17 protein-coding genes and 1 pseudogene are annotated in these 18,866 nt (G+C 65.0%); 10 read left to right on the top strand and 8 right to left on the bottom strand.

What is annotated here, in order from left to right:
* The first annotated feature begins 110 nt into the window (after positions 1–110).
* The 3 genes from E3U47_RS10955 (at position 111) to E3U47_RS10965 (ending at position 4,796) form a co-directional block, all read left to right on the top strand.
* Positions 111–1,868 carry an ATP-binding protein gene (locus E3U47_RS10955; RefSeq protein WP_134691461.1) on the top strand — a complete coding sequence of 586 codons (1,758 nt, stop codon included), beginning with the start codon at positions 111–113 and terminating at the stop codon, positions 1,866–1,868.
* Positions 1,862–3,193, top strand: a complete 1,332-nt coding sequence (locus tag E3U47_RS10960) for a sigma-54 dependent transcriptional regulator (protein WP_134691462.1) — start codon at positions 1,862–1,864, stop codon at positions 3,191–3,193. Before E3U47_RS10955 ends, E3U47_RS10960 begins: the two co-directional genes overlap by 7 nt.
* A gap of 283 nt (positions 3,194–3,476) precedes the next feature.
* Positions 3,477–4,796 (top strand): MFS transporter, encoded by a 1,320-nt coding sequence (locus tag E3U47_RS10965; RefSeq protein WP_134691463.1) that lies wholly within the window; start codon positions 3,477–3,479, stop codon positions 4,794–4,796.
* A gap of 63 nt (positions 4,797–4,859) precedes the next feature.
* Here E3U47_RS10965 and E3U47_RS10970 read toward each other — a convergent pair whose 3' ends face one another.
* Positions 4,860–5,612 (bottom strand): hypothetical protein, encoded by a 753-nt coding sequence (locus E3U47_RS10970; RefSeq protein ID WP_134691464.1) that lies wholly within the window; start codon positions 5,610–5,612, stop codon positions 4,860–4,862.
* A gap of 340 nt (positions 5,613–5,952) precedes the next feature.
* Here E3U47_RS10970 and E3U47_RS10975 point away from each other — a divergent pair.
* Together E3U47_RS10975 and E3U47_RS10980 are read left to right on the top strand one after the other, a co-directional pair.
* Positions 5,953–6,198 (top strand): annotated as a pseudogene (locus E3U47_RS10975) (heme utilization protein); the annotation flags it as partial.
* Positions 6,199–6,320: 122 nt separating this feature from the next.
* Positions 6,321–6,926, top strand: a complete 606-nt coding sequence (locus E3U47_RS10980; protein ID WP_134691466.1) for a flavin reductase family protein — start codon at positions 6,321–6,323, stop codon at positions 6,924–6,926.
* Here E3U47_RS10980 and E3U47_RS10985 read toward each other — a convergent pair whose 3' ends face one another.
* Both E3U47_RS10985 and E3U47_RS10990 read right to left on the bottom strand, forming a co-directional pair.
* Entirely contained in the window at positions 6,927–7,160 is a 234-nt protein-coding gene (locus tag E3U47_RS10985; RefSeq protein WP_134691467.1) for a hypothetical protein, read from the bottom strand. It abuts the gene before it with no gap.
* Between the two features lie 42 nt (positions 7,161–7,202).
* Positions 7,203–7,496 carry a putative quinol monooxygenase gene (locus E3U47_RS10990; RefSeq protein WP_134691468.1) on the bottom strand — a complete coding sequence of 98 codons (294 nt, stop codon included), beginning with the start codon at positions 7,494–7,496 and terminating at the stop codon, positions 7,203–7,205.
* A gap of 195 nt (positions 7,497–7,691) precedes the next feature.
* Between E3U47_RS10990 and E3U47_RS10995 the strand changes: the two genes are divergently transcribed.
* A complete protein-coding gene (locus E3U47_RS10995) occupies positions 7,692–8,612 on the top strand; it encodes an AraC family transcriptional regulator (protein ID WP_134691469.1) in 921 nt (306 codons plus the stop codon).
* A gap of 8 nt (positions 8,613–8,620) precedes the next feature.
* Here the strand turns inward: E3U47_RS10995 and E3U47_RS11000 are convergent, their stop codons facing one another.
* Positions 8,621–10,258, bottom strand: a complete 1,638-nt coding sequence (locus E3U47_RS11000) for a 5-guanidino-2-oxopentanoate decarboxylase (RefSeq protein ID WP_134691470.1) — start codon at positions 10,256–10,258, stop codon at positions 8,621–8,623.
* A gap of 112 nt (positions 10,259–10,370) precedes the next feature.
* Between E3U47_RS11000 and E3U47_RS11005 the strand changes: the two genes are divergently transcribed.
* Positions 10,371–11,240 (top strand): LysR substrate-binding domain-containing protein, encoded by an 870-nt coding sequence (locus E3U47_RS11005; RefSeq protein WP_134691471.1) that lies wholly within the window; start codon positions 10,371–10,373, stop codon positions 11,238–11,240.
* A gap of 89 nt (positions 11,241–11,329) precedes the next feature.
* On the opposite strand, the gene E3U47_RS11010 is transcribed toward E3U47_RS11005, so the two are convergent.
* Together E3U47_RS11010 and E3U47_RS11015 are read right to left on the bottom strand one after the other, a co-directional pair.
* Positions 11,330–11,944, bottom strand: coding sequence for an NAD(P)-dependent oxidoreductase (locus E3U47_RS11010; RefSeq protein WP_134691472.1), 615 nt, complete (start codon positions 11,942–11,944; stop codon positions 11,330–11,332).
* A 28-nt stretch (positions 11,945–11,972) separates the two neighbouring features.
* A complete protein-coding gene (locus E3U47_RS11015) occupies positions 11,973–12,848 on the bottom strand; it encodes an MBL fold metallo-hydrolase (protein ID WP_134691473.1) in 876 nt (291 codons plus the stop codon).
* A gap of 105 nt (positions 12,849–12,953) precedes the next feature.
* On the opposite strand from E3U47_RS11015, the gene E3U47_RS11020 reads away from it, so the two are divergent.
* The gene (locus E3U47_RS11020; RefSeq protein ID WP_134691474.1) at positions 12,954–13,865 is read left to right on the top strand and encodes a LysR family transcriptional regulator; all 912 of its coding nucleotides are present in this window, start codon (positions 12,954–12,956) and stop codon (positions 13,863–13,865) included.
* A gap of 192 nt (positions 13,866–14,057) precedes the next feature.
* On the opposite strand, the gene E3U47_RS11025 is transcribed toward E3U47_RS11020, so the two are convergent.
* The gene (locus tag E3U47_RS11025; protein WP_134691475.1) at positions 14,058–14,927 is read right to left on the bottom strand and encodes an oxaloacetate decarboxylase; all 870 of its coding nucleotides are present in this window, start codon (positions 14,925–14,927) and stop codon (positions 14,058–14,060) included.
* A 371-nt stretch (positions 14,928–15,298) separates the two neighbouring features.
* On the opposite strand from E3U47_RS11025, the gene E3U47_RS11030 reads away from it, so the two are divergent.
* Positions 15,299–16,750 carry an MDR family MFS transporter gene (locus tag E3U47_RS11030; protein WP_134691476.1) on the top strand — a complete coding sequence of 484 codons (1,452 nt, stop codon included), beginning with the start codon at positions 15,299–15,301 and terminating at the stop codon, positions 16,748–16,750.
* Between the two features lie 68 nt (positions 16,751–16,818).
* On the opposite strand, the gene E3U47_RS11035 is transcribed toward E3U47_RS11030, so the two are convergent.
* Positions 16,819–17,451, bottom strand: coding sequence for a TetR family transcriptional regulator (locus E3U47_RS11035; protein WP_134691477.1), 633 nt, complete (start codon positions 17,449–17,451; stop codon positions 16,819–16,821).
* A gap of 257 nt (positions 17,452–17,708) precedes the next feature.
* Between E3U47_RS11035 and ttgA the strand changes: the two genes are divergently transcribed.
* Entirely contained in the window at positions 17,709–18,863 is a 1,155-nt protein-coding gene (gene ttgA, locus E3U47_RS11040) for a toluene efflux RND transporter periplasmic adaptor subunit TtgA (protein ID WP_134691478.1), read from the top strand.
* Positions 18,864–18,866: the final 3 nt, after the last annotated feature.

The raw sequence follows: 18,866 nt of genomic DNA on the forward strand, positions 1-18,866 counted from the left end.
GGCCTGCTTGCGGGGCAGGCCCGCTCGCACAAGTCTGTGATAAAACTTGTGGGAACGGGCTTGCCCCGCAGGCAGGCCGGCACAGACAATCAAGACCCCGGATCCGCGCCATGCCCTCATCCTTCCGCGCCCTGCGCCTGGGCCTGATCATCCTGCTGATCCTGGTCGGCACCACCCTCAGCGCCGGCTGGGCGATGCACCAGGCCAAGCGCCAGGCCATGGAGACCGACGCCCGGCGGGCCAGCCAGCAATTGGGCCTGTACGCCAACGCCCTGCATACCCTGATCGAGCGCTATCGCGCCCTGCCCGCCGTGCTGGCGCTGGACCCGGAGCTGATCGCCGCCCTGCGCGGCCCAGTCACCGAGCAGGTGCAGGACGCCCTGAACCGCAAACTCGAACGCATCAACGGCGCCGCCAACTCATCGACCCTCGAGCTGCTCGACCGCACCGGCCTGGCCATAGCCGCCAGCAACTGGCGTTTGCCGACCACCTACGTGGGCTCCAACTACGGCTTTCGCCCCTATTTCAAGCAAACCCGCAGCCAGGGCAGCGGCCGTTTCTATGCGGTCGGCGTGACCAGCGGCGTGCCGGGCTACTTCCTGGCCAGCGCGGTGAACGACGAACACGGCCGCTTCCTCGGCGCCATGGTGGTCAAGCTGGAGTTCCCCGAGCTTGAACGCGAGTGGCGCCAGGGCAACGATATCCTGCTGGTCAGCGACGCCCGCGGCATCACCTTCATCGCCAACCAGGACGGCTGGCGTTATCGCGAACTGCAGCCGCTCAGCGGCGTCGACCGCGCCGAACTGGCCGAAACCCGCCAGTACGACAAGCAGCCGCTGGTGCCGCTGCAGCACCAGGCGTTGACCCGCTTCGCCGCCAATAGCCACCTGACCCGCGTGCAAGGCCCCGATGGCAGCGCCGACTACCTCTGGGAAAGCCTGCCACTGGAAGCCGAGGGCTGGACCTTGCACCTGCTGCGCAAGCCCCAGGTGGCCGAGGACGGACGCAACGCCGCGCTGGCCGCCGCCGCGGTCTGGCTGACCCTGGTGTTCGCCGCGCTGTTCGTCAGTCAGCGCTTGCGCCTGGCCCGCCTGCGCCAACGCAGCCGCGAGCAGCTCAAGGACCTGGTCGAGGCGCGTACCCGCGAGCTGCGCACCGCCCAGGAAGGCCTGGTGCAATCGGCCAAGCTGGCGGCGCTGGGGCAGATGTCGGCCGCCCTCGCCCACGAGATCAACCAACCGCTGACCACCCAGCGCATGCAACTGGAAACCCTGCGCCTGCTGCTCGACCATGGCCGCCACGAACAGGCCCGCCAGGCCCTGGAGCCGCTGGAGCAGATGCTCACGCGCATGGCCGCGCTCACCGGCCACCTGAAGACCTTCGCGCGCAACAGCCCTGGCGGCCTGCGCGAGCGCATGGACCTGGCCACGGTGGTCGACCAGGCCCTGCACCTGCTCGACGCGCGCATCCGCGCCGAGGCCGTCGAGGTGGCCCTGTACCTGGCGCGCCCGGCCTGGGTGCGCGGCGACGCGATCCGCCTGGAGCAAGTGCTGATCAACCTGCTGCGCAACGCCCTCGACGCCATGGCCGACAAGCGCTACAAACGTCTGGAAATCCGTATCGAGGCCGACGCCGAGCTGTGGCGCCTGAGCGTGCTCGACTCTGGCGGCGGCATTGTCGAGGCCGACCTGGCCAAGGTCTTCGACCCGTTCTTCACCACCAAGCCGGTCGGTGAAGGCCTGGGCCTGGGCCTGGCGATCTCCTATGGCATCGTGGTCGATGCCGGCGGCGCCCTGCAGGTCGACAACCTGCCGGGCGGCGCGCGCTTCAGCCTGACCCTGCCCCGCGACCTGGAGCCTGTATGTTGAATTCAGTGATCGTCGTCGACGACGAAGCCAGCATCCGCACCGCGGTGGAGCAGTGGCTGAGCCTGTCGGGCTTCAGCGTGCAGCTGTTCGCCCGTGGCGAAGACTGCCTGGCCCGGCTGCCGCGCGATTTTCCCGGGGTGGTGCTCAGCGATGTGCGCATGCCTGGCCTGTCGGGCATGCAACTGCTCGAACGCCTGCGCCAGCTGGATCCCGACCTGCCGGTGATCCTGCTCACCGGCCACGGCGACGTGCCGATGGCAGTGGAGGCCATGCGCAATGGCGCCTACGACTTCCTGGAAAAACCCTTCACCCCGCAACACCTGATGGGCAGCCTGGGCCGCGCCCTGGAAAAGCGCCAGTTGGTGCTGGAAAACCGCCGTCTGCACGAGCAGGCCGATCTCAAGGCGCAACTGGAGAGCACCTTGCTGGGCATGTCCCAGGGCTTGCAGCAGTTGCGCCGCCAGGTGCTCGAACTGGCCAGCCTGCCGGTCAACGTGCTGATCCGTGGTGAGACCGGCAGCGGCAAGGAACGCGTGGCCCGCTGCCTGCACGACTTCGGCCCGCGCGCCGACAAGCCGTTCGTCGCCCTCAACTGCGCGGCGATCCCCGAAAGCCTGTTCGAAGCCGAACTGTTCGGCCATGAAAGCGGTGCCTTCACCGGCGCCCAGGGCAAGCGCATCGGCAAGCTGGAGTACGCCAACGGCGGCACGCTGTTCCTCGACGAGATCGAAAGCATGCCGCTGGCCCAGCAGGCCAAGTTGCTGCGGGTGATTCAGGAGCACAAGCTTGAGCGCCTGGGCGCCAACCAGAGCATCGAGGTGGACCTGCGAATCATCGCGGCGACCAAGCCTGACCTGCTGCAAGAGGCCCGTGCCGGACGCTTCCGCGAGGACCTGGCCTACCGCCTGAATGTCGCCGAACTGCGCCTGGCACCGCTGCGCGAACGACGTGAGGACATCCCGCTGCTGTTCGAGCACTTCGCCCGTGCCAGCGCCGAACGCCTGGGGCGCAACGCCTCGCCAGTGAGCGGTGCGCAGCTGGCGCACCTGCTGGCCCATGACTGGCCCGGCAATGTGCGGGAGCTGGCCAATGCCGCCGAACGCCATGCCCTGGGGCTGGATGCGCCAACCTTGGCCGCCGCGCCCCAGACGCACTCGCTGGCCGGGCAGATGGAGGCTTTCGAGGCCCAGTGCCTGCGTGCCGCGCTGCGCCAGCACAAGGGCGAGATCAAGGGGGTGATGGAAACACTGCAACTGCCCCGACGCACGTTGAACGAGAAAATGCAGCGACATGGGTTGGTGCGCGAGGATTTTCTCGGCGACTGATAAGCGGACTTCCGCCTATTCGACAGGGTGAGTGAGCGAAACTTCGCCTATTGATCACGGCATTGCCGGGGCTGCCTTGCAGCCCTTCGCCGGCACGGCCGGCGCCTACAGCAATCGCGTCACGCCAGGAGTTACGCCGCTTCTGTGGCAGCCGACCTTGCCGATGAACGGCCTTCACGCCCCCGAATGGATCATTGCGCACCCATTTGGCACAGCTTCTGCAAAACCCTTCTCAAGCTGCGCTCAGGCGCGCTCCACAAAAACAACGAGAAGGTATCCCCTGATGGATAACGCCAGCACTCTGCCCACCGGGGCGGCCGTTGCACCCGCCGCGGAAAAATCCACCGCCAGCCGCCTCAAATCGATCTTCAGTGGTTCCATCGGCAACATGGTCGAATGGTACGACTGGTATGTCTACGCCGCATTCTCGCTGTACTTCGCCAAGGCCTTCTTCCCAGCTGGCGACACCACCGCGCAACTGCTCAACACCGCCGCGATCTTCGCCGTGGGCTTCCTCATGCGCCCGATCGGTGGCTGGCTGATGGGCCTGTACGCCGACCGCAAGGGCCGCAAGGCGGCGCTGATGGCCTCGGTACTGCTGATGTGCGCCGGCTCCCTGGTCATCGCCCTGACCCCTGGCTACGAAACCATTGGCGTCGCCGCGCCGATCCTGCTGGTGGTCGCCCGCCTGCTCCAGGGGCTGTCGGTGGGCGGTGAATACGGCACCTCGGCCACCTACCTCAGCGAGATGGCCAGCAAGGACCGCCGTGGTTTCTTCTCCAGCTTCCAATACGTGACGCTGATCTCCGGCCAGCTCATCGCCCTGGCGGTGCTGATCATCCTGCAGAACGTGCTGACCACCGAAGAGCTCTACGCCTGGGGCTGGCGCGTGCCGTTCGTGATCGGCGCGCTGTGCGCGGTGGTCGCGCTGTACCTGCGCCGCGGCATGGAAGAAACCGCCTCCTTCACCAAGAAGGAGAAGTCCAAGGAAAGCCTGATGCGCACCCTGATGCGCCACCCCAAGGAGCTGCTGACCGTGGTCGGCCTGACCATGGGCGGCACCCTGGCCTTCTACACCTACACCACCTACATGCAGAAGTACCTGGTCAACACCGTGGGCATGAGCATCAGCGACTCGACCACCATCTCGGCGGCCACGCTGTTCCTGTTCATGTGCCTGCAGCCGGTGATCGGCGGCCTGTCCGACAAGATCGGCCGACGCCCGATCCTGATCGCCTTCGGCGTGCTGGGCACCCTGTTCACCGTGCCGATCCTCAGCACCCTGCACACCATCCAGACCTGGTGGGGCGCGTTCTTCCTGATCATGGCGGCGCTGATCATCGTCAGTGGCTACACCTCGATCAACGCGGTGGTCAAAGCCGAGTTGTTCCCCACCGAGATCCGCGCCCTGGGCGTCGGCCTGCCCTATGCGCTGACCGTGTCGATCTTCGGCGGCACCGCCGAATACGTGGCCCTGTGGTTCAAGAGCAACGGCATGGAGACCGGTTTCTACTGGTATGTCACCGGCTGCATCGCCTGCTCGCTGCTGGTGTACGCGACCATGAAGGACACCAAGCAACACTCGCGGATCACCACTGACTGATCCAGGTTCGCGGAACGTGAAAAGGGTCGCCCCGGTTGACGAGGCGCCCCTTTCTGCTGCTGCTCAGGACATCTCCACCACCCGCACCGGCTCACGTCGCTGGTAATAGGTGGCCATCACCACCAGCACCAACAGCACCCCACCCAGCACCGCCGACGAACCGATGGTGCCGAAGTCCAGTCCGCCTTTTTCGTGCGATTTGGTCAGCACGTCGCCCAGCGTTGCGCCGAACGGGCGGGTTAGGACGAAGGCGATCCAGAACAGCACCACGCCAGAGATCTTCGTCCAGTAGCGGGCGCCGGCCACCACCGCGATGGCCACGCCGATCAGCAGCGCGCCGCCAGCGAAGCCCAGCCCCGAGTCATCCGCCAGGTAATCACCCAGCGCGGTGCCCAGGGTATTGGAGAACAGGATCGCCACCCAGTAGAACAACTCGCCGCCCCGGTTGCCGATGCGATTGACGTCCAGCGGATTGCCGCTCAGGCGCCACAGGGCGAAGGTCAGCAGCAGAATGCCGATCAGCAACGCCGAGCCCGTCGCGTAGCCCAGGCCCAAGGTGCGGTCCATGAAGTCGGACATCGTGGTGCCGGCGGTGCTGGTGGAAAGGATCACCAGCCAGTACAGCATCGGGTGGTAGCGGCGCGAGTAGAGCTGGGTGACCAGCGTCACCAGGAACACGCTGATCAGCAGCAGCGAACTCATGGCGTAGCCGATGTTCAAGGTCATCGACAACAGGTCGCCGGCCGTCTCGCCAAGGGTGGTTGCGCAGATCTTCATGACCCAGAAGGCCAGGGTGATTTGCGGGAGTTTGTTCATCGTTGTGCCGCTCCAGGGATGGGGTGCGGCGATGGTGAACAGCCAAGGCTGAAAAATCGGTTGGCCGTGCATGAAAAATGTGTTGTTCGAACGCGACGAGTGGTTGCGAGCGTTAATTGCCCATTAATGGCTGGCGCGGATGCTGTGAACCTGTAGCAGATCTACTCCGCCATTTCAGTTGCGCTGCCTGCCAGTCCTCATAAGGGAGGAAGTAACCACGGGCCAAACATCTAATAAATTGATTGATATACGCAAATTAATGCACTTTTTAATCAAATTAATAGGAGTAGCATTGATTCCACAGCAACAACAACCCACCGCATCCACTGGAGCAACGACCATGAAAAACAAACTGATCCTCACCCTGGCCCTTTCGATCCTGGCTACCGGCGCCTTCGCCGAGGACGGCTTCGACCGCACCAACGCCCACAGCTTCGCCAGCGCGCAAAGCCAAGCAGTGAACTACGCAGAAGATGGCTTCGACCGCACCAACGGCCAACGCTTCGCCGAAGACGGCTTCGACCGCACCAATGCCCAGCGCCTCGCCGAGAACGGCTCCGAGCGCACCAACGCCCACCGCTTCAGCTAATAGCCCAAGGCGTGCACCCAGCCCGGCATCTGCCGGGCTTGAGCATTTCCAGCCGGGCCAAGGCTTGGCACACTAGGCGTCTCGTCCCCCACCAGGAAGGGCCTCAGGGCCTTGCGCAGATGTATTACTACGAACCCACCAAAGGCCACGGCCTGCCCCATGATCCGTTCAACGCCATCGTCGGTCCCCGCCCCATCGGCTGGATCTCCAGCCACGACCGCGCAGGCCGCCTGAACCTGGCGCCCTACAGCTTCTTCAATGCCTTCAACTACATTCCGCCGATCGTCGGTTTCTGCAGCGTCGGGCGCAAAGACAGCCTGAACAACATCGAGCAGACCGGTGAGTTCGTCTGGAACCTGGCCACCCGCCCGCTGGCCGAGCAGATGAACCAGAGCTGCGCGGCCGTGGCCGCGGATGTCGACGAGTTCGTCCTCAGCGGCCTGACCCCGAGCGCTTCGCGGCTGGTCGGCGTGCCGCGGGTGGGGGAAAGCCCGGTGAGCTTCGAGTGCAAGGTGAGCCAGATCGTTCAGCTCAAGCGCGCCGACCAGGCACTGGTGCCCAGCTGGCTGATCCTCGGCGAAGTGGTGGCCGTGCACATTGCCCAACACCTGCTCAAGGACGGCATCTACGACACCGCCGCTGCCGAGCCGATCCTGCGCGGTGGTGGCCCGGCGGACTACTTCGCCCTGGGCGAGCTGTTCAAGATGGCCCGCCCGCAAGCCTGATCAGAAGATCAGCTCGCCTTCCTCGCCGACGCCCTGCAAGCGTTCGAGCTCGGCACTGGCGGCCTCGTCGGCCGCCAGTGCGCTGTTGAACACTTGCCCGTCGAGGACCTTGTGAAAGCGCGGCGCACCGCCCAGGTTCAGGGCCTTGACCGCGATTGCGGCGTTGTAGCCGCCGCCTTCCACCGGGACCATCGCCGAAACCGCTTCGAAGTGGGGGAATTCCTTACGTGCCATGCTGCACTCCGCCTGATTGATCGAGGGGCGGCATTCTACACATTAAGCGAAGGTGTGAAGGTCAAGGCTGCTGACCACCTGTGCCTGCACCAGCTCGGCAAACACCTCCAGGGTCGGCGAAGCGAAATAACCACTCATCGCCTGCTGGTCACGCCAGCTGCCACTGAGCAGCCACAAGTCGGCGTCGACTTGCGAGCGCTGCACGCTGAAACTCAGGCAGCCAGGCGCGCGCAGCGATGGCTCGAGCAGGTCGCGCAGGCGCATGCCGAGTTCCGCCGAACGACCGTTGCTGGCACGGATCAAAGCCAGGTGTGTGACCGGTTGCTGCTGGGTCATGAACGATCTCCTTGACGCTAGGGGGCGAAAACAGGCTGCCAAGGTTAGGCGCCGCCCCGCGCGCGACGTTAGGCCATTACTGCCGGGCGATTGCCTGATTCTGTCGCGCGGCAGGATCAGGCAATCGCCGTGCAGCTTTCGACTAGCGCCGGGCATTGCCCAAACCTATGCTGCGCAGCAATAGAGGAAGCCAACATGACCCTGTCCCTGCCCTTCGACCCGACCCTGGAACCCCAACGCCAGGCACTGGCCACGCTGATCCAGCGCCACGCCGGCGAGCCCCATGGCCCGGCCTCGGCCATCGACGACCTGTACCTTGCGTGTTACCAGGAGGACATTCGCGGCATGCCCGCCCTGGCCCAACCGGCGCTGTGCATCCTGGCCCAGGGCAGCAAGACGCTGATCCTCGGCGATGAGCATTACGCCTACGATCCGTTGCACTACATGGTAGTGTCGGTGACTTTGCCGATCAGCGGGGCGTTGCTCAAGGCCAGCCCGGAGCAACCGGCCCTGGCGCTGCGCCTGGATATCGACCCGGCGCACCTGAGCCAGTTGATCGCCGAAAGCAGCCCGATGGTGGTGCCCAATCGCCCATCCGGGCGCGGCTTGTACGTGGAAAAGACCGATCCGCAGTTGCTCGATGCGCTGATCCGCCTGGTCCAGCTGCTGGATTCGCCGCGCGACATTCCGATCCTCGCCCCCTTGATCCGCCGCGAGATCTTCTACCGCCTGCTGCGCGGCCCCCAGGGCCACCGCCTGTACGAGATCGCCCTGGCCAACAGCCAGACCCACCGGGTGTCCCAGGCCATCGCCTGGCTCAACCAGCACTATCAGCAGCCGCTGCGCATCGAGGACCTGGCCCGCGAGGTCAACCTCAGCACCTCGACCTTGCATCATCGTTTCAAGGCGGTGACCTCGATGAGCCCGTTGCAGTACCAGAAACAGTTGCGCCTGCAGGAGGCGCGGCGGCTGATGCTCAACGATGGCCTGGAAGCGGCGGTGGCGGGATATCGGGTCGGCTACGAAAGCCCGTCGCAGTTCAGCCGCGAGTACAGCCGCCTGTATGGCGCTCCGCCAATCCGCGATGTGGCCAGGCTGCGCGCGCATGCGGGCTGATGATTGACCTACCCTTGCACCGCTGCCTGCCACTGGCGTTGATCCACCTGGATCAACGTAGGCCCCTGGCGCTCCGCCGCCCGCCCCAGCGCCGCCTGCAACTGCGCCACATCAGCGACATCCTCGGCCGCGGCGCCCAACGCCCGAGCCACGCCGGTGAAGTCCGGGGTATGGATGTCCACACCTACCGGCTCGATCGCCCGGTTGACCATGTATTTCTTGATTTCCTCATACCCCTGGTTGTTCCACAGCAGCACGATCAGCGGCACCTGTGCCTCCACGGCGCTGGCCAGCTCCGGCAGGGTGAACTGCAAGCCGCCGTCACCGATCAGGCACACCGCAGGCAGCCGCTCGGCCGGCGCCTCGGCACTGCCCAGCCAGGCGCCCATGGCCGCTGGCAAGGCATAGCCGAGGGTGCCGTAGCCGGTCGAGGCGTTGAACCAGCGGCGTGGCCGGGCCATGTCCAGGGTCAGGTTGCCGGTGTACACCGGCTGGGTCGAATCTCCCACCAGGATGGCATCCGGCAATGCCGCCAGGATGCCAGTGAGCAGGCGCGTCTGGCTCAGGGTCGGTTGGTCCCAGCTCGCGGCGTTGTCGGCCCGCAGGCGGGCAGCCCGCGCAGCGCCCCAGCGGGCATCGCGAAGCGGCTGCCCTTGCATCGGCAAGGCCACCAGCAACGCCTCGAGCGCCTGCTCGGCATCCGCCACCAGGGCCAGCTCGGGCAGGTAGTTGCGCACGGTCTGATCGGGGTCAATGTCGATGCGCAGCAGGCTGCCGGGGATCGCGAAGCCCCCTTTGAAGGTCACGTCGTAGTCGGTCTCGGCAAGCTCAGTGCCGATCGCCAGCACCACATCGGCCTCGGCCACCAGCGCGCGGGTGGCCGGCAAGGTCTGGGTCGAGCCGATCTGCAACGGATGATTCGCCGGCAGCAGGCCCTTGGCATTGATGGTCAGGGCCACGGGTGCCTGTAGGTACTCGGCCAGGCGGGCAAGCGCTGGGCCGGCAGACAAGGCGCCACCGCCGGCAAGCAGCAACGGCCGCTGGGCCTTGGCCAGGCGCGCGGCCATCTGCTGCACCGCCAGCGGCGCGGCCCCCGCGCGGGCGGTACGCACCGGGCGTGCGGCCAGCAAGTGATCGGCCTGCTCGACCAGCACATCCAGCGGAATCTCGATATGCACCGGGCGCGGCCGGGCGCCGTCGAACACGGCGAAGGCGCGGGCCAGCACCTGAGGCAGGTCATCGGCACTCATCAGGGTCTGCGAGAAGGCTGATACACCCGCCACCAAAGCGGACTGGTTGGGTAACTCGTGCAACTTGCCACGCCCGCCGCCCAGTTGGTCGCGGGACTGCACACTGGAAATCACCAGCATCGGAATCGAGTCAGCATAGGCCTGGCCCATGGCCGTGGTGATATTGGTCATACCCGGCCCGGTGATGATGAAGCACACCCCGGGCTTGCCACGGGTGCGCGCGTAGCCGTCGGACATGAACCCGGCGCCCTGCTCGTGGCGCGGAGTCACATGGCGGATCGACGACGCCGCCAGGCCACGGTACAGCTCGACGGTATGCACGCCAGGAATACCGAAGACATGGTCGACACCATAGCCTTCGAGGAGTTTGACCAGCACTTCGCCACAGGTTGCCATTATCGAATACCCGATTCTTGTTGAAATCGGTGTTCATGGAAGCAACTGCGCGCTACCGCCACAATGCAAAAAAACACATACTAGCCATGACTTGAAAACATGGCTGACCTACATGAAGCGCTTACCTCCCCTGCCGGCCTTGCACACCTTCCTGATCACCGCCCAGTGCTGCAACTTCACCCGTGCCGGGCAGCAGTTGCACATCACCCAGGGCGCCGTCAGCCGGCAGATCGCCGCACTCGAGGCCCACCTGGGCTATGCGCTGTTTCAGCGTCAGGCACGGGGCCTGGCACTGACCCGCGAAGGCCAGGACTGGCTGCCGCGGGTGCAGCAGGTGTTTGCCTTGATCGAACAGGGGGTACGTGAGGTAGGTGGGCGCAGCGCCACCTTGCAAGTAAAGGCCCCAACCTGCGTGATGCGCTGGCTGCTGCCACGGCTGATGGAATGGCAGGCGCTACGCCCGGACGTGCCGGTGGAGCTGACCACCACGGTGCAGCACGGCGTGGACTTTCGCCGCGAAGGCTTCGATGCCGCCGTGGTGTATGGCGCCGCGCCCAATCATGGGTTACACGTGCGCAAGTTGTTCGACGAACAGCTGACCCCCGTCTGCGCACCGTCGCTTGGCCAGGGGCCGCTGCAGTTGCGGGACTTGACGCGGCAGATGCTGTTGCACCCGTCGCGTGACGAGCATGACTGGCGGTTGTGGTTGCAGGCGGCCAAAGCCGGATTCGAGCCTCAAGGGCCAAAACAGCACTTCGAGACGCTGGACATGGCGATGGCCATGGCGTCTCAAGGGACGGGAATCGCCATTGGCGACTTTGCGCTGATCGGTGATGACCTGCGTGCTGGCCGGCTGATCATGCCGTTCGAGCTGAAAGTGGCGACGGGTAAGAGCTATTACCTGGTAAGCCCGACAAAAACCCTGCCGAGCGGACTCGCCGAACTGATGGATTGGCTTGCCCGGCAAGCGCAGCCCTTGTAGGAGCCAGCCTTGCTGGCGAACACCGGCCTGGCCGGTGCCAGGCACCGCATAGCCTGGTTCGCCAGCAAGCTGGCTCCTACGGGGTGCGGTCAGTAGCCGACGGTGAAGCGCGCTCGCGCGTGCGCCGCTTGCTCCAGCTCATCGAGCATCGCGATGGCGTAGTCGGCAAAGCTGATCCAGCTACGACCATCGGCGCCGATCAGCAGGTGATCCTTGCCCAGGGTGTAATGCCCGGTGCGCTCACCTTCGACGAACTCCGCCGACGGTGACAGGAAGGTCCAGTCCAGCTCGGGCTCCTGGTGCAACGCATCGAGAAAGCCCACTCCGGCACTGGCCTCGGCCTTGTAGGCCTCGGGGAAGTCCGGGCTGTCGATGACCCGCTGCCCGGACGGCAGCAGCAGGCTGCCGGCGCCACCGACCACTAGCAGGCGCTTGACTCCAGCCGCCTTGACCGGCGCGATGATCGCCTGTGGCTCGATCGTGGCGAAATGCGCCGCGCTGAGCACCGCGTCGCAGCCGCTCACCGCCGCCTCCAGGGCGGCGCTGTCCTTGGCGTCCAGGGCCTTGACCGTCACCCCTGCGCGGCCTTGCAGCGGCGATGGATCGCGCGCGATGGCGACCACGCTATGACCCCGACGCAGGGCTTCTTCCAGCAACTGGCTGCCGGCGCGCCCGGTGGCGCCGATGATTGCGATCTTGCTCATGGGAAACACTCCAACAGGTTGAAAGGGGTTACCACTTCATCTCGCCCTTGGCGACCTTGGCGCCCAGCTCCAGGGAGCTTTCGTCGGCCAGGTCGGGGTAGCGCTTTTTCATCGCCGCGATCAGGGCGTCGGCATTGGCAGCTTTCGCGGTCTCGACATCGAAAGCACGAATGTAGTCGGCGGTAAAACTCACCGCACTCAGCGAACGGCTACTGTCGCCCAGGTAATGACCCGGGATCACGGTGCGCGGCGCCAGCTGTTCGATCTTGGCCAGGGTGCTCAGCCAGTCGGCATGGGATTGCGCGGTCTGGGTGTCGGCCATCCACACATGGATGTGCTCGGAAACCACCACGCCACCGACCACGGCCTTGATCGAGGGGATCCAGACGAAGCTGCGGTCCGGCTGCGGGCCGTCCAGGCCCTCGACCTTGAGCTCTTGGCCCTCCAGCTCCAGGCGATCGCCGGCGAGTACCTGCGGGACCACCAGCTTGGCCGGCTTGTCCTCGCCCATTTTCGGGCCCCAGTAGGCCAGCTTGGCATCCATGGTCTTGCGGATGTGCTCGACAGTGGCAGCCGAAGCGACCACGCGGGCCTTGGGAAACGCCTGGGTGATGGTGTCCAGGCCAAAGTAGTAGTCCGGATCGCCATGGCTGACGTAGATGGTGGTCAATTGCTTGCCGCTGGCCTGCAGACGCTCCACCACTTGCTCGGCCTGGGCCTTGCCGAACTGGGCATCGACCAGGATGGCGTCATGGGCGCCACTGACGATGACCGAGCTGACCGGGAAGATCGCGTCATGGCCAGGGTTGTAGACATCAAGCTTGAGAGGCTCGGCGGCCATGGCCTGGCCGGCGAGAGTGGCACAGGCCAGCAGCAGGCCACGCAGCGGAGTGAGAAGCGACATTGAGATGATCCTGTAGGCGGGAACGATGGAACACAGCTTAGTTGCCCGAACCAATACAAAAAATGCGATGCTGCAACATAGTTTGTTTCTGAAATCGGGCAAATCATGGACCGTCTCAACGCCATGCGCGTCTTCGTCACCGTTGTCGACCTCGGCAGCCAGTCGGCCGCGGCCGATCACCTGGCACTTTCCAGGCCAGTGATCTCACGCTACCTGGCCGAACTGGAAGACTGGGTCGGCGCGCGCCTGATGCAACGCACCACGCGCAAGCTCAGCCTGACCGCCGCCGGCCAGGAAACCCTGCCGCGCTGCCGGCAGATGCTGGAGCTGGCAGGCGACCTGCAGAGCGCCGTGCGCCAGCCCGATGCCGCGCCCCGTGGCGAGCTGCGCATCAGTGTCAGCACTTCGTTCGGCCAGGCGCAGTTGGTGGACGCCCTGGCCGCCTATGTAAAGCGCTATCCCGGGGTAAAGGTAGAGCTACAGATGCTCGACCGCACCGTCAATCTGGTGGAGGAACGCATTGACCTGGCCATCCGCACCAGCAACGACATCGACCCCAACCTGATCGCCCGGCGCCTGAGCGTGTGCCGTTCGGTAATTTGCGCCAGCCCCGCCTACCTGCGCGAGCACGGCACGCCGGAGCGAGTCGAGGCGTTGAGCCAGCACAACTGTCTGACCCACGCCTATTTCGGTCACGGCCTGTGGCACTTCGAGGTGAACGGGCAGCCCATCGCCGTGCCAGTGCAGGGCAATATCAGCGCCAACGAAGCCATGACCCTGCAGAAGGCCGCACTGGCCAGCGCCGGCATCGCCATGCTGCCGACCTATCAGGCCGCGGCGGCACTGCGCAGTGGCGAGCTGGTACGCCTGCTGCCCGAGGCCAAGCCACGGGAACTGACGCTCAACGCGGTGTACACCTCGCGCAAGCACATGCCGGCAACCCTGCGCAGCATGCTGGACTTCCTGGCGCAGCGCTTCGCCGACGAACCCGCCTGGGACCAGGGCCTCGGCCTGTAGGAGCCAGCTTGCTGGCGAACCGGCAACGCGGTGGATGGCACCGGCTATGCCGGTGTTCGCCGGCAAGCCGGCTCCTACGCCAGTTACGGCCCTGCGATGTCCGTACAAGCCAGCCTTGGCGAAGCAGACGCCACGATAAAGGGCGTACTTGCCGGCAAAGGCGGGATGGTCAGGCATCGCGCTAGACGTCGATCACTCCTCGACGCTCATGTACTCCTTGGCCCAGCGGATATAGTCCTCGGGCTGGGTGTAGATATGCGACAGCTCGGTGGCGCTGAGGTTTTCAGACTTGTTCTGCTGGCCGCGCTGCAAGCGCAGGCAGTCGTAGGTGGCCTTGATCGCGGCGAAGTAGGCGGCATGGCCATCGACCACGATACGCACGCCCAGGCGCGCCAGGCGCTCGTCATCGCGCAGGTTGGGGTTGGCGTAGGTGACCAGCATCAGCGGCACGCTCAGGTGCTCGCTGATCTGCTCCAACTGCTCGAAATCCTTCACCCCTACCATGCAGATGCCATCGGCACCGGCCTTCTGGTAGCTCTGCGTGCGGACGATGATCTCCTCGGTGGTCAGCACCCCGGCATTGGTCCGGGCGATGATCGCCAGTGCCGAATCGACCCGCGCTTCCAGTGCCGCGCGAATCTTGCCGACGCCTTCCTCGACCGAGATCAGGTCGGTGGACTTGCGGCCGAACTGGGCGGGCAGCAGGGTGTCCTCGATGGTCAACGCGGCGACGCCGGCGCGCTCCAGCTCGATCACCGTGCGCATCACGTTGAGTGCGTTGCCATAGCCATGGTCGGCGTCGGCCAGCACCGGCAACTGGGCGACACGGCCGATGCGGGTGGCCTGCTCGACGAACTCGCTCAGGGTGATCAGGGCGAAGTCCGGCGCGGCCAGCACCTGCAACGAGGCGACCGAGCCGCCGAGGATGCCGACCTCGAAGCCCAGGTCGGCGGCGATGCGCGCGGACATGGGGTCGAAGACCGACGCGGTGTGATAGCACGAACTGGACGCGAGCAGTTCGCGGAAGGCAAAACGCAGATCGTGGTGGGAAGCCTTGGGCATGATCACTCCGCTGGTAATAAGAAATGTAGAACGGCTGACAACCGACCCCTGGTTCGGGTCTACCTGACTGTTCCAACCGTCGCCATCTGGGCGGTCATGCTCGACATGCAGGCAGAGGAATAGAAGGTGTGGACATACAGCGACGCGAAATCCTGCGGCAATTGGTTGCACCACACTGGTGCAGGCCCCGGATTTCAGCCTCTGCGGCCCGGTCACGATAGCACGGGGCCAAGCAGCGCTGGATGAATGCGCCAATGCCGATCTTGCATAGGGGATGCATTTAGTACATAGGGAGCTATCTAACTCAGGTTACAATCCGCAACACTGAAGCCCGCCTCCACGTCACCCGTCATGACCACCAAGGATCCCCAGTGACCGCCGCCCTGCCCGCCACCGTCCTGCGTCGCGTCCTGATCGCCCTGATGCTGGCGATCTTCCTCGGCGCCCTCGACCAGACCATCGTCGCCGTGTCCATGCCGGCGATTTCCGCGCAGTTCGACGATGTCGGCCTACTGGCCTGGGTCATCTCTGGCTACATGGTGGCCATGACCATCGCCGTGCCGATCTACGGCAAGCTCGGCGACCTGTATGGCCGGCGCCGCATGATCCTCACCGGCACCGCCGTGTTCACCCTCGCGTCTATCGCCTGCGCCCTGGCCCAGGACATGCCGCAACTGGTGCTGGCCCGGGTACTCCAGGGCATCGGCGCCGGCGGCATGGTCTCGGTGAGCCAGGCGATCATCGGCGACTACGTGCCACCCCGCGAGCGCGGCCGCTATCAAGGCTATTTCAGCAGCATGTACGCCCTGGCCAGCGTCGCCGGGCCGGTGCTGGGCGGCTGGCTGACCGAATACCTGTCCTGGCGCGGGGTGTTCTGGGTCAACCTGCCGCTGGGGCTGGTCGCCCTGTGGGTGATCCACAGGGCGTTGGAGGGGCTGTCGGCGCCGCGACGCGCGGCGCAGGTGGACTACCTCGGCGCGCTGTTAATGATTGTCGGCCTGGGCAGCCTGCTGCTGGGCATCACCCTGGTCGGCCAAGGACACGCCTGGCTATCGGCGCCGGTGCTAGTGCTGCTTGGCTGCGCCCTGCTTGGCCTGCTGCTGTTCGTGGCCCATGAACGGCGCTGCCGCGAACCGCTGCTGCCACTGAGCCTGTTCGGCAACCGGGTGGCGGTGCTGTGCTGGTGCGTGATCTTCTTCGCCAGCTTCCAGTCGATTTCACTGACCATGCTCATGCCCTTGCGCTACCAGGGCATCACCGGCGCGGGCGCCGACAGCGCCGCGCTACACTTGCTGCCACTGGCCATGGGCCTGCCCCTAGGCGCCTTCACCGGCGGGCGCATGACCAGCCGCACTGGGCGCTACAAGCCGCAAATCCTGTTCGGCGCGCTGTTGATGCCACTGGCCATCGCGGCCATGGCATTTACCCCGCCACAAGCCAGCTGGCTGAGCGCCCTGTTCATGTTGCTCACAGGCATCGCATGCGGCTTGCAGTTCCCCACCTCGCTGGTGGGCACGCAGAACGCGGTGGCGCCGCAGGAGATCGGCGTGGCCACCAGCACCACCAACCTGTTCCGTTCGCTGGGCGGGGCAATGGGCGTGGCTTGCATGTCCAGCCTGTTGTTGGCGCTGTTGCACCAGGGCGGCTTCGAACTGCTGGGCAACCCGTTGCTGGGCAGCCTCAAGGCCGGTGAGGCCGATCCGTTGACCCAGGCGCGCCTGCTGGAGACATTCCACCAGCTGTTGCTGGCCAGTGCCGGGGCTTCGCTGATTGGCTTGCTGGCGGCATTGGCCCTGCCAGACAAACAACTGCGCGGGCGCTGAAAACCCGCGCTATTAACGCTGCCTTAACCGGAAACGAGTAACACTCCCTAACAATCCTTCACAAACTGTCATTTGCGCAAACCGGAGCTCAAGCGCAGCATGTCCAGCCCGGTATCGACCCATTTTTCAGCATCGCCCAGCAAGTCGAAGCTGTCCGGCAGCAACAGCCAGCGGCCGATCAAGCCATCGACATAGGCAAATATCGCCACGGCGGCCCGCTCGGGATCCAGGTCGACGGGCAACTGGCCGCGTCGCACGGCATTGCCCATGGTCAATGCGATGCCCTGGTGGCAATCACGCACGGCATTTTGCCGCTGCTGGCGAATCTCGCACATGTCGTCGGTGAACTCGCACTTGTGATGCAGGATTTCGTTGATACGCCGGGTCCGGGCATCAAGCACCAGCTCGCGAAACACCTGCAGCAGCAACGTGCGGATACACCCCAGCGGGTCGAGTTCATCCTCGCTCTCGCCGGCCTGGGCCAGGTGGTCATGGGTTTCGTGCAGGCTATCGAGCAGTGCCTGCACCAGTTCGGCCTTGTTGCTGAAATGCCAGTAGATCGCACCGCGGGTCACGCCCGCGAGCTCGGCGATATCGGCCAGGGTGGTACGCGCGACACCGCGCTTGTAGAAGGCCCTTTCCGCCGCCTCGATGATCTGGGCACGGGTTTCCTGGGCTTCTTCTTTGGTTCGACGGACCATGGCAGTACAACCTCATCAGGCCCCGCGCGCTCACGTGGCGGGCGGGAATCAGGCCGGGGTCGCCTCTTTCAGGGCCTGTCCCGGGTAAATGTGGGTGATCCGCGGCGGCGATTCGCGACGCACATGCGGTATTTACAAACAACCATGAATGTAAGTATATTCCTTAGCAAGCTATTTATCCACCCGATAGCGTTTTTCTGACAAGACTCTTCCTTTATATTCTTGAGCTCCCCTGCTCCTGCGACCCGAGGATCCTCATGCAATTCAAGCCAGCCTTATCCGCCCTGGTTTCCGCCGTGGCTTTGGCAACCCTGCTCAGTGGCTGTAAGAAAGAAGAAGCAGCGCCAGCGCCGCAGGCTCCTCAGGTCGGCGTCGTCACCGTGCAGCCGCAAGCCTTCACCCTCACCTCGGAACTGCCGGGGCGCACCAGCGCCTACCGTGTGGCCGAGGTCCGGCCACAGGTCAACGGCATCATTCTCAAGCGCCTGTTCAAGGAAGGCAGCGACGTCAAGGAAGGGCAGCAGCTCTACCAGATCGACCCCGCTGTCTATGAGGCCAACCTGGCCAACGCCCAGGCCAACCTGCAGGCTACCCGCTCGCTGGCCGAGCGCTACAAGCAGCTGATCGACGAACAGGCCGTCTCCAAACAGGAGTACGACGACGCCAATGCCAAACGATTGCAGGCCGAGGCAGCGCTCAAGAGTGCCCAGATCGACCTGCGCTACACCAAGGTGCTGGCGCCGATCAGCGGTCGCATCGGCCGCTCCGCGTTCACCGAAGGCGCGCTGGTGAGCAATGGCCAGGCCAATGCCATGTCCACCATCCAGCAGCTCGACCCGATCTATGTCGACGTCACCCAGTCCACCGCCGAGCTGCTCAAGCTGCGCCGTGACCTGGAAGGCGGCCAACTGCAGAAGGCCGGCGACAACGCCGCCCAAGTGCAGCTGGTGTTGGAGGATGGCAGCCTGTTCAAGCAGCAGGGTCGCCTGGAGTTCTCCGAAGTCGCGGTCGACGAGACCACCGGCTCCGTGACCCTGCGCGCGATCTTCCCCAACCCCGACCACACCCTGCTGCCTGGAATGTTCGTGCATGCGCGGCTCAAGGCCGGGGTCAACGCCAACGCCATCCTGGTCCCGCAACAGGGTGTGACCCGCGACCTCAAAGGCGCGCCGACCGCACTGGTGGTCAACCAGGAAAACAAGGTCGAACTGCGCCAGCTCAAGGCCAACCGTACCCTGGGCAGCGACTGGCTGATCGAGGAAGGCCTGAACCCAGGCGACCGCCTGATCACCGAAGGGCTGCAGTTCGTGCGCCCTGGGGTCGAGGTCAAGGTCAGCGAAGCCACCAACGTCAAGAAACCGGGCAGCCCCGATCAGGCCAGCGCGGCGAAAGCAGACGCCAAAGCGGAGTAAACC

The sequence above is a fragment of the Pseudomonas sp. RIT623 genome (genome assembly GCF_004519305.1).
GTDB lineage: Bacteria > Pseudomonadota > Gammaproteobacteria > Pseudomonadales > Pseudomonadaceae > Aquipseudomonas.

What these genes read in the sequence shown, in the direction of transcription:
- E3U47_RS10955 (WP_134691461.1), top strand. Translation starts at nt 111, where the DNA reads ATGCCCTCATCCTTCCGCGCCCTGCGCCTGGGCCTGATCATCCTGCTG.
- E3U47_RS10960 (WP_134691462.1), top strand. Translation starts at nt 1,862, where the DNA reads ATGTTGAATTCAGTGATCGTCGTCGACGACGAAGCCAGCATCCGCACC.
- E3U47_RS10965 (WP_134691463.1), top strand. Translation starts at nt 3,477, where the DNA reads ATGGATAACGCCAGCACTCTGCCCACCGGGGCGGCCGTTGCACCCGCC.
- E3U47_RS10970 (WP_134691464.1), bottom strand. Translation starts at nt 5,612, where the DNA reads ATGAACAAACTCCCGCAAATCACCCTGGCCTTCTGGGTCATGAAGATC.
- E3U47_RS10980 (WP_134691466.1), top strand. Translation starts at nt 6,321, where the DNA reads ATGTATTACTACGAACCCACCAAAGGCCACGGCCTGCCCCATGATCCG.
- E3U47_RS10985 (WP_134691467.1), bottom strand. Translation starts at nt 7,160, where the DNA reads ATGGCACGTAAGGAATTCCCCCACTTCGAAGCGGTTTCGGCGATGGTC.
- E3U47_RS10990 (WP_134691468.1), bottom strand. Translation starts at nt 7,496, where the DNA reads ATGACCCAGCAGCAACCGGTCACACACCTGGCTTTGATCCGTGCCAGC.
- E3U47_RS10995 (WP_134691469.1), top strand. Translation starts at nt 7,692, where the DNA reads ATGACCCTGTCCCTGCCCTTCGACCCGACCCTGGAACCCCAACGCCAG.
- E3U47_RS11000 (WP_134691470.1), bottom strand. Translation starts at nt 10,258, where the DNA reads ATGGCAACCTGTGGCGAAGTGCTGGTCAAACTCCTCGAAGGCTATGGT.
- E3U47_RS11005 (WP_134691471.1), top strand. Translation starts at nt 10,371, where the DNA reads ATGAAGCGCTTACCTCCCCTGCCGGCCTTGCACACCTTCCTGATCACC.
- E3U47_RS11010 (WP_134691472.1), bottom strand. Translation starts at nt 11,944, where the DNA reads ATGAGCAAGATCGCAATCATCGGCGCCACCGGGCGCGCCGGCAGCCAG.
- E3U47_RS11015 (WP_134691473.1), bottom strand. Translation starts at nt 12,848, where the DNA reads ATGTCGCTTCTCACTCCGCTGCGTGGCCTGCTGCTGGCCTGTGCCACT.
- E3U47_RS11020 (WP_134691474.1), top strand. Translation starts at nt 12,954, where the DNA reads ATGGACCGTCTCAACGCCATGCGCGTCTTCGTCACCGTTGTCGACCTC.
- E3U47_RS11025 (WP_134691475.1), bottom strand. Translation starts at nt 14,927, where the DNA reads ATGCCCAAGGCTTCCCACCACGATCTGCGTTTTGCCTTCCGCGAACTG.
- E3U47_RS11035 (WP_134691477.1), bottom strand. Translation starts at nt 17,451, where the DNA reads ATGGTCCGTCGAACCAAAGAAGAAGCCCAGGAAACCCGTGCCCAGATC.
- ttgA (WP_134691478.1), top strand. Translation starts at nt 17,709, where the DNA reads ATGCAATTCAAGCCAGCCTTATCCGCCCTGGTTTCCGCCGTGGCTTTG.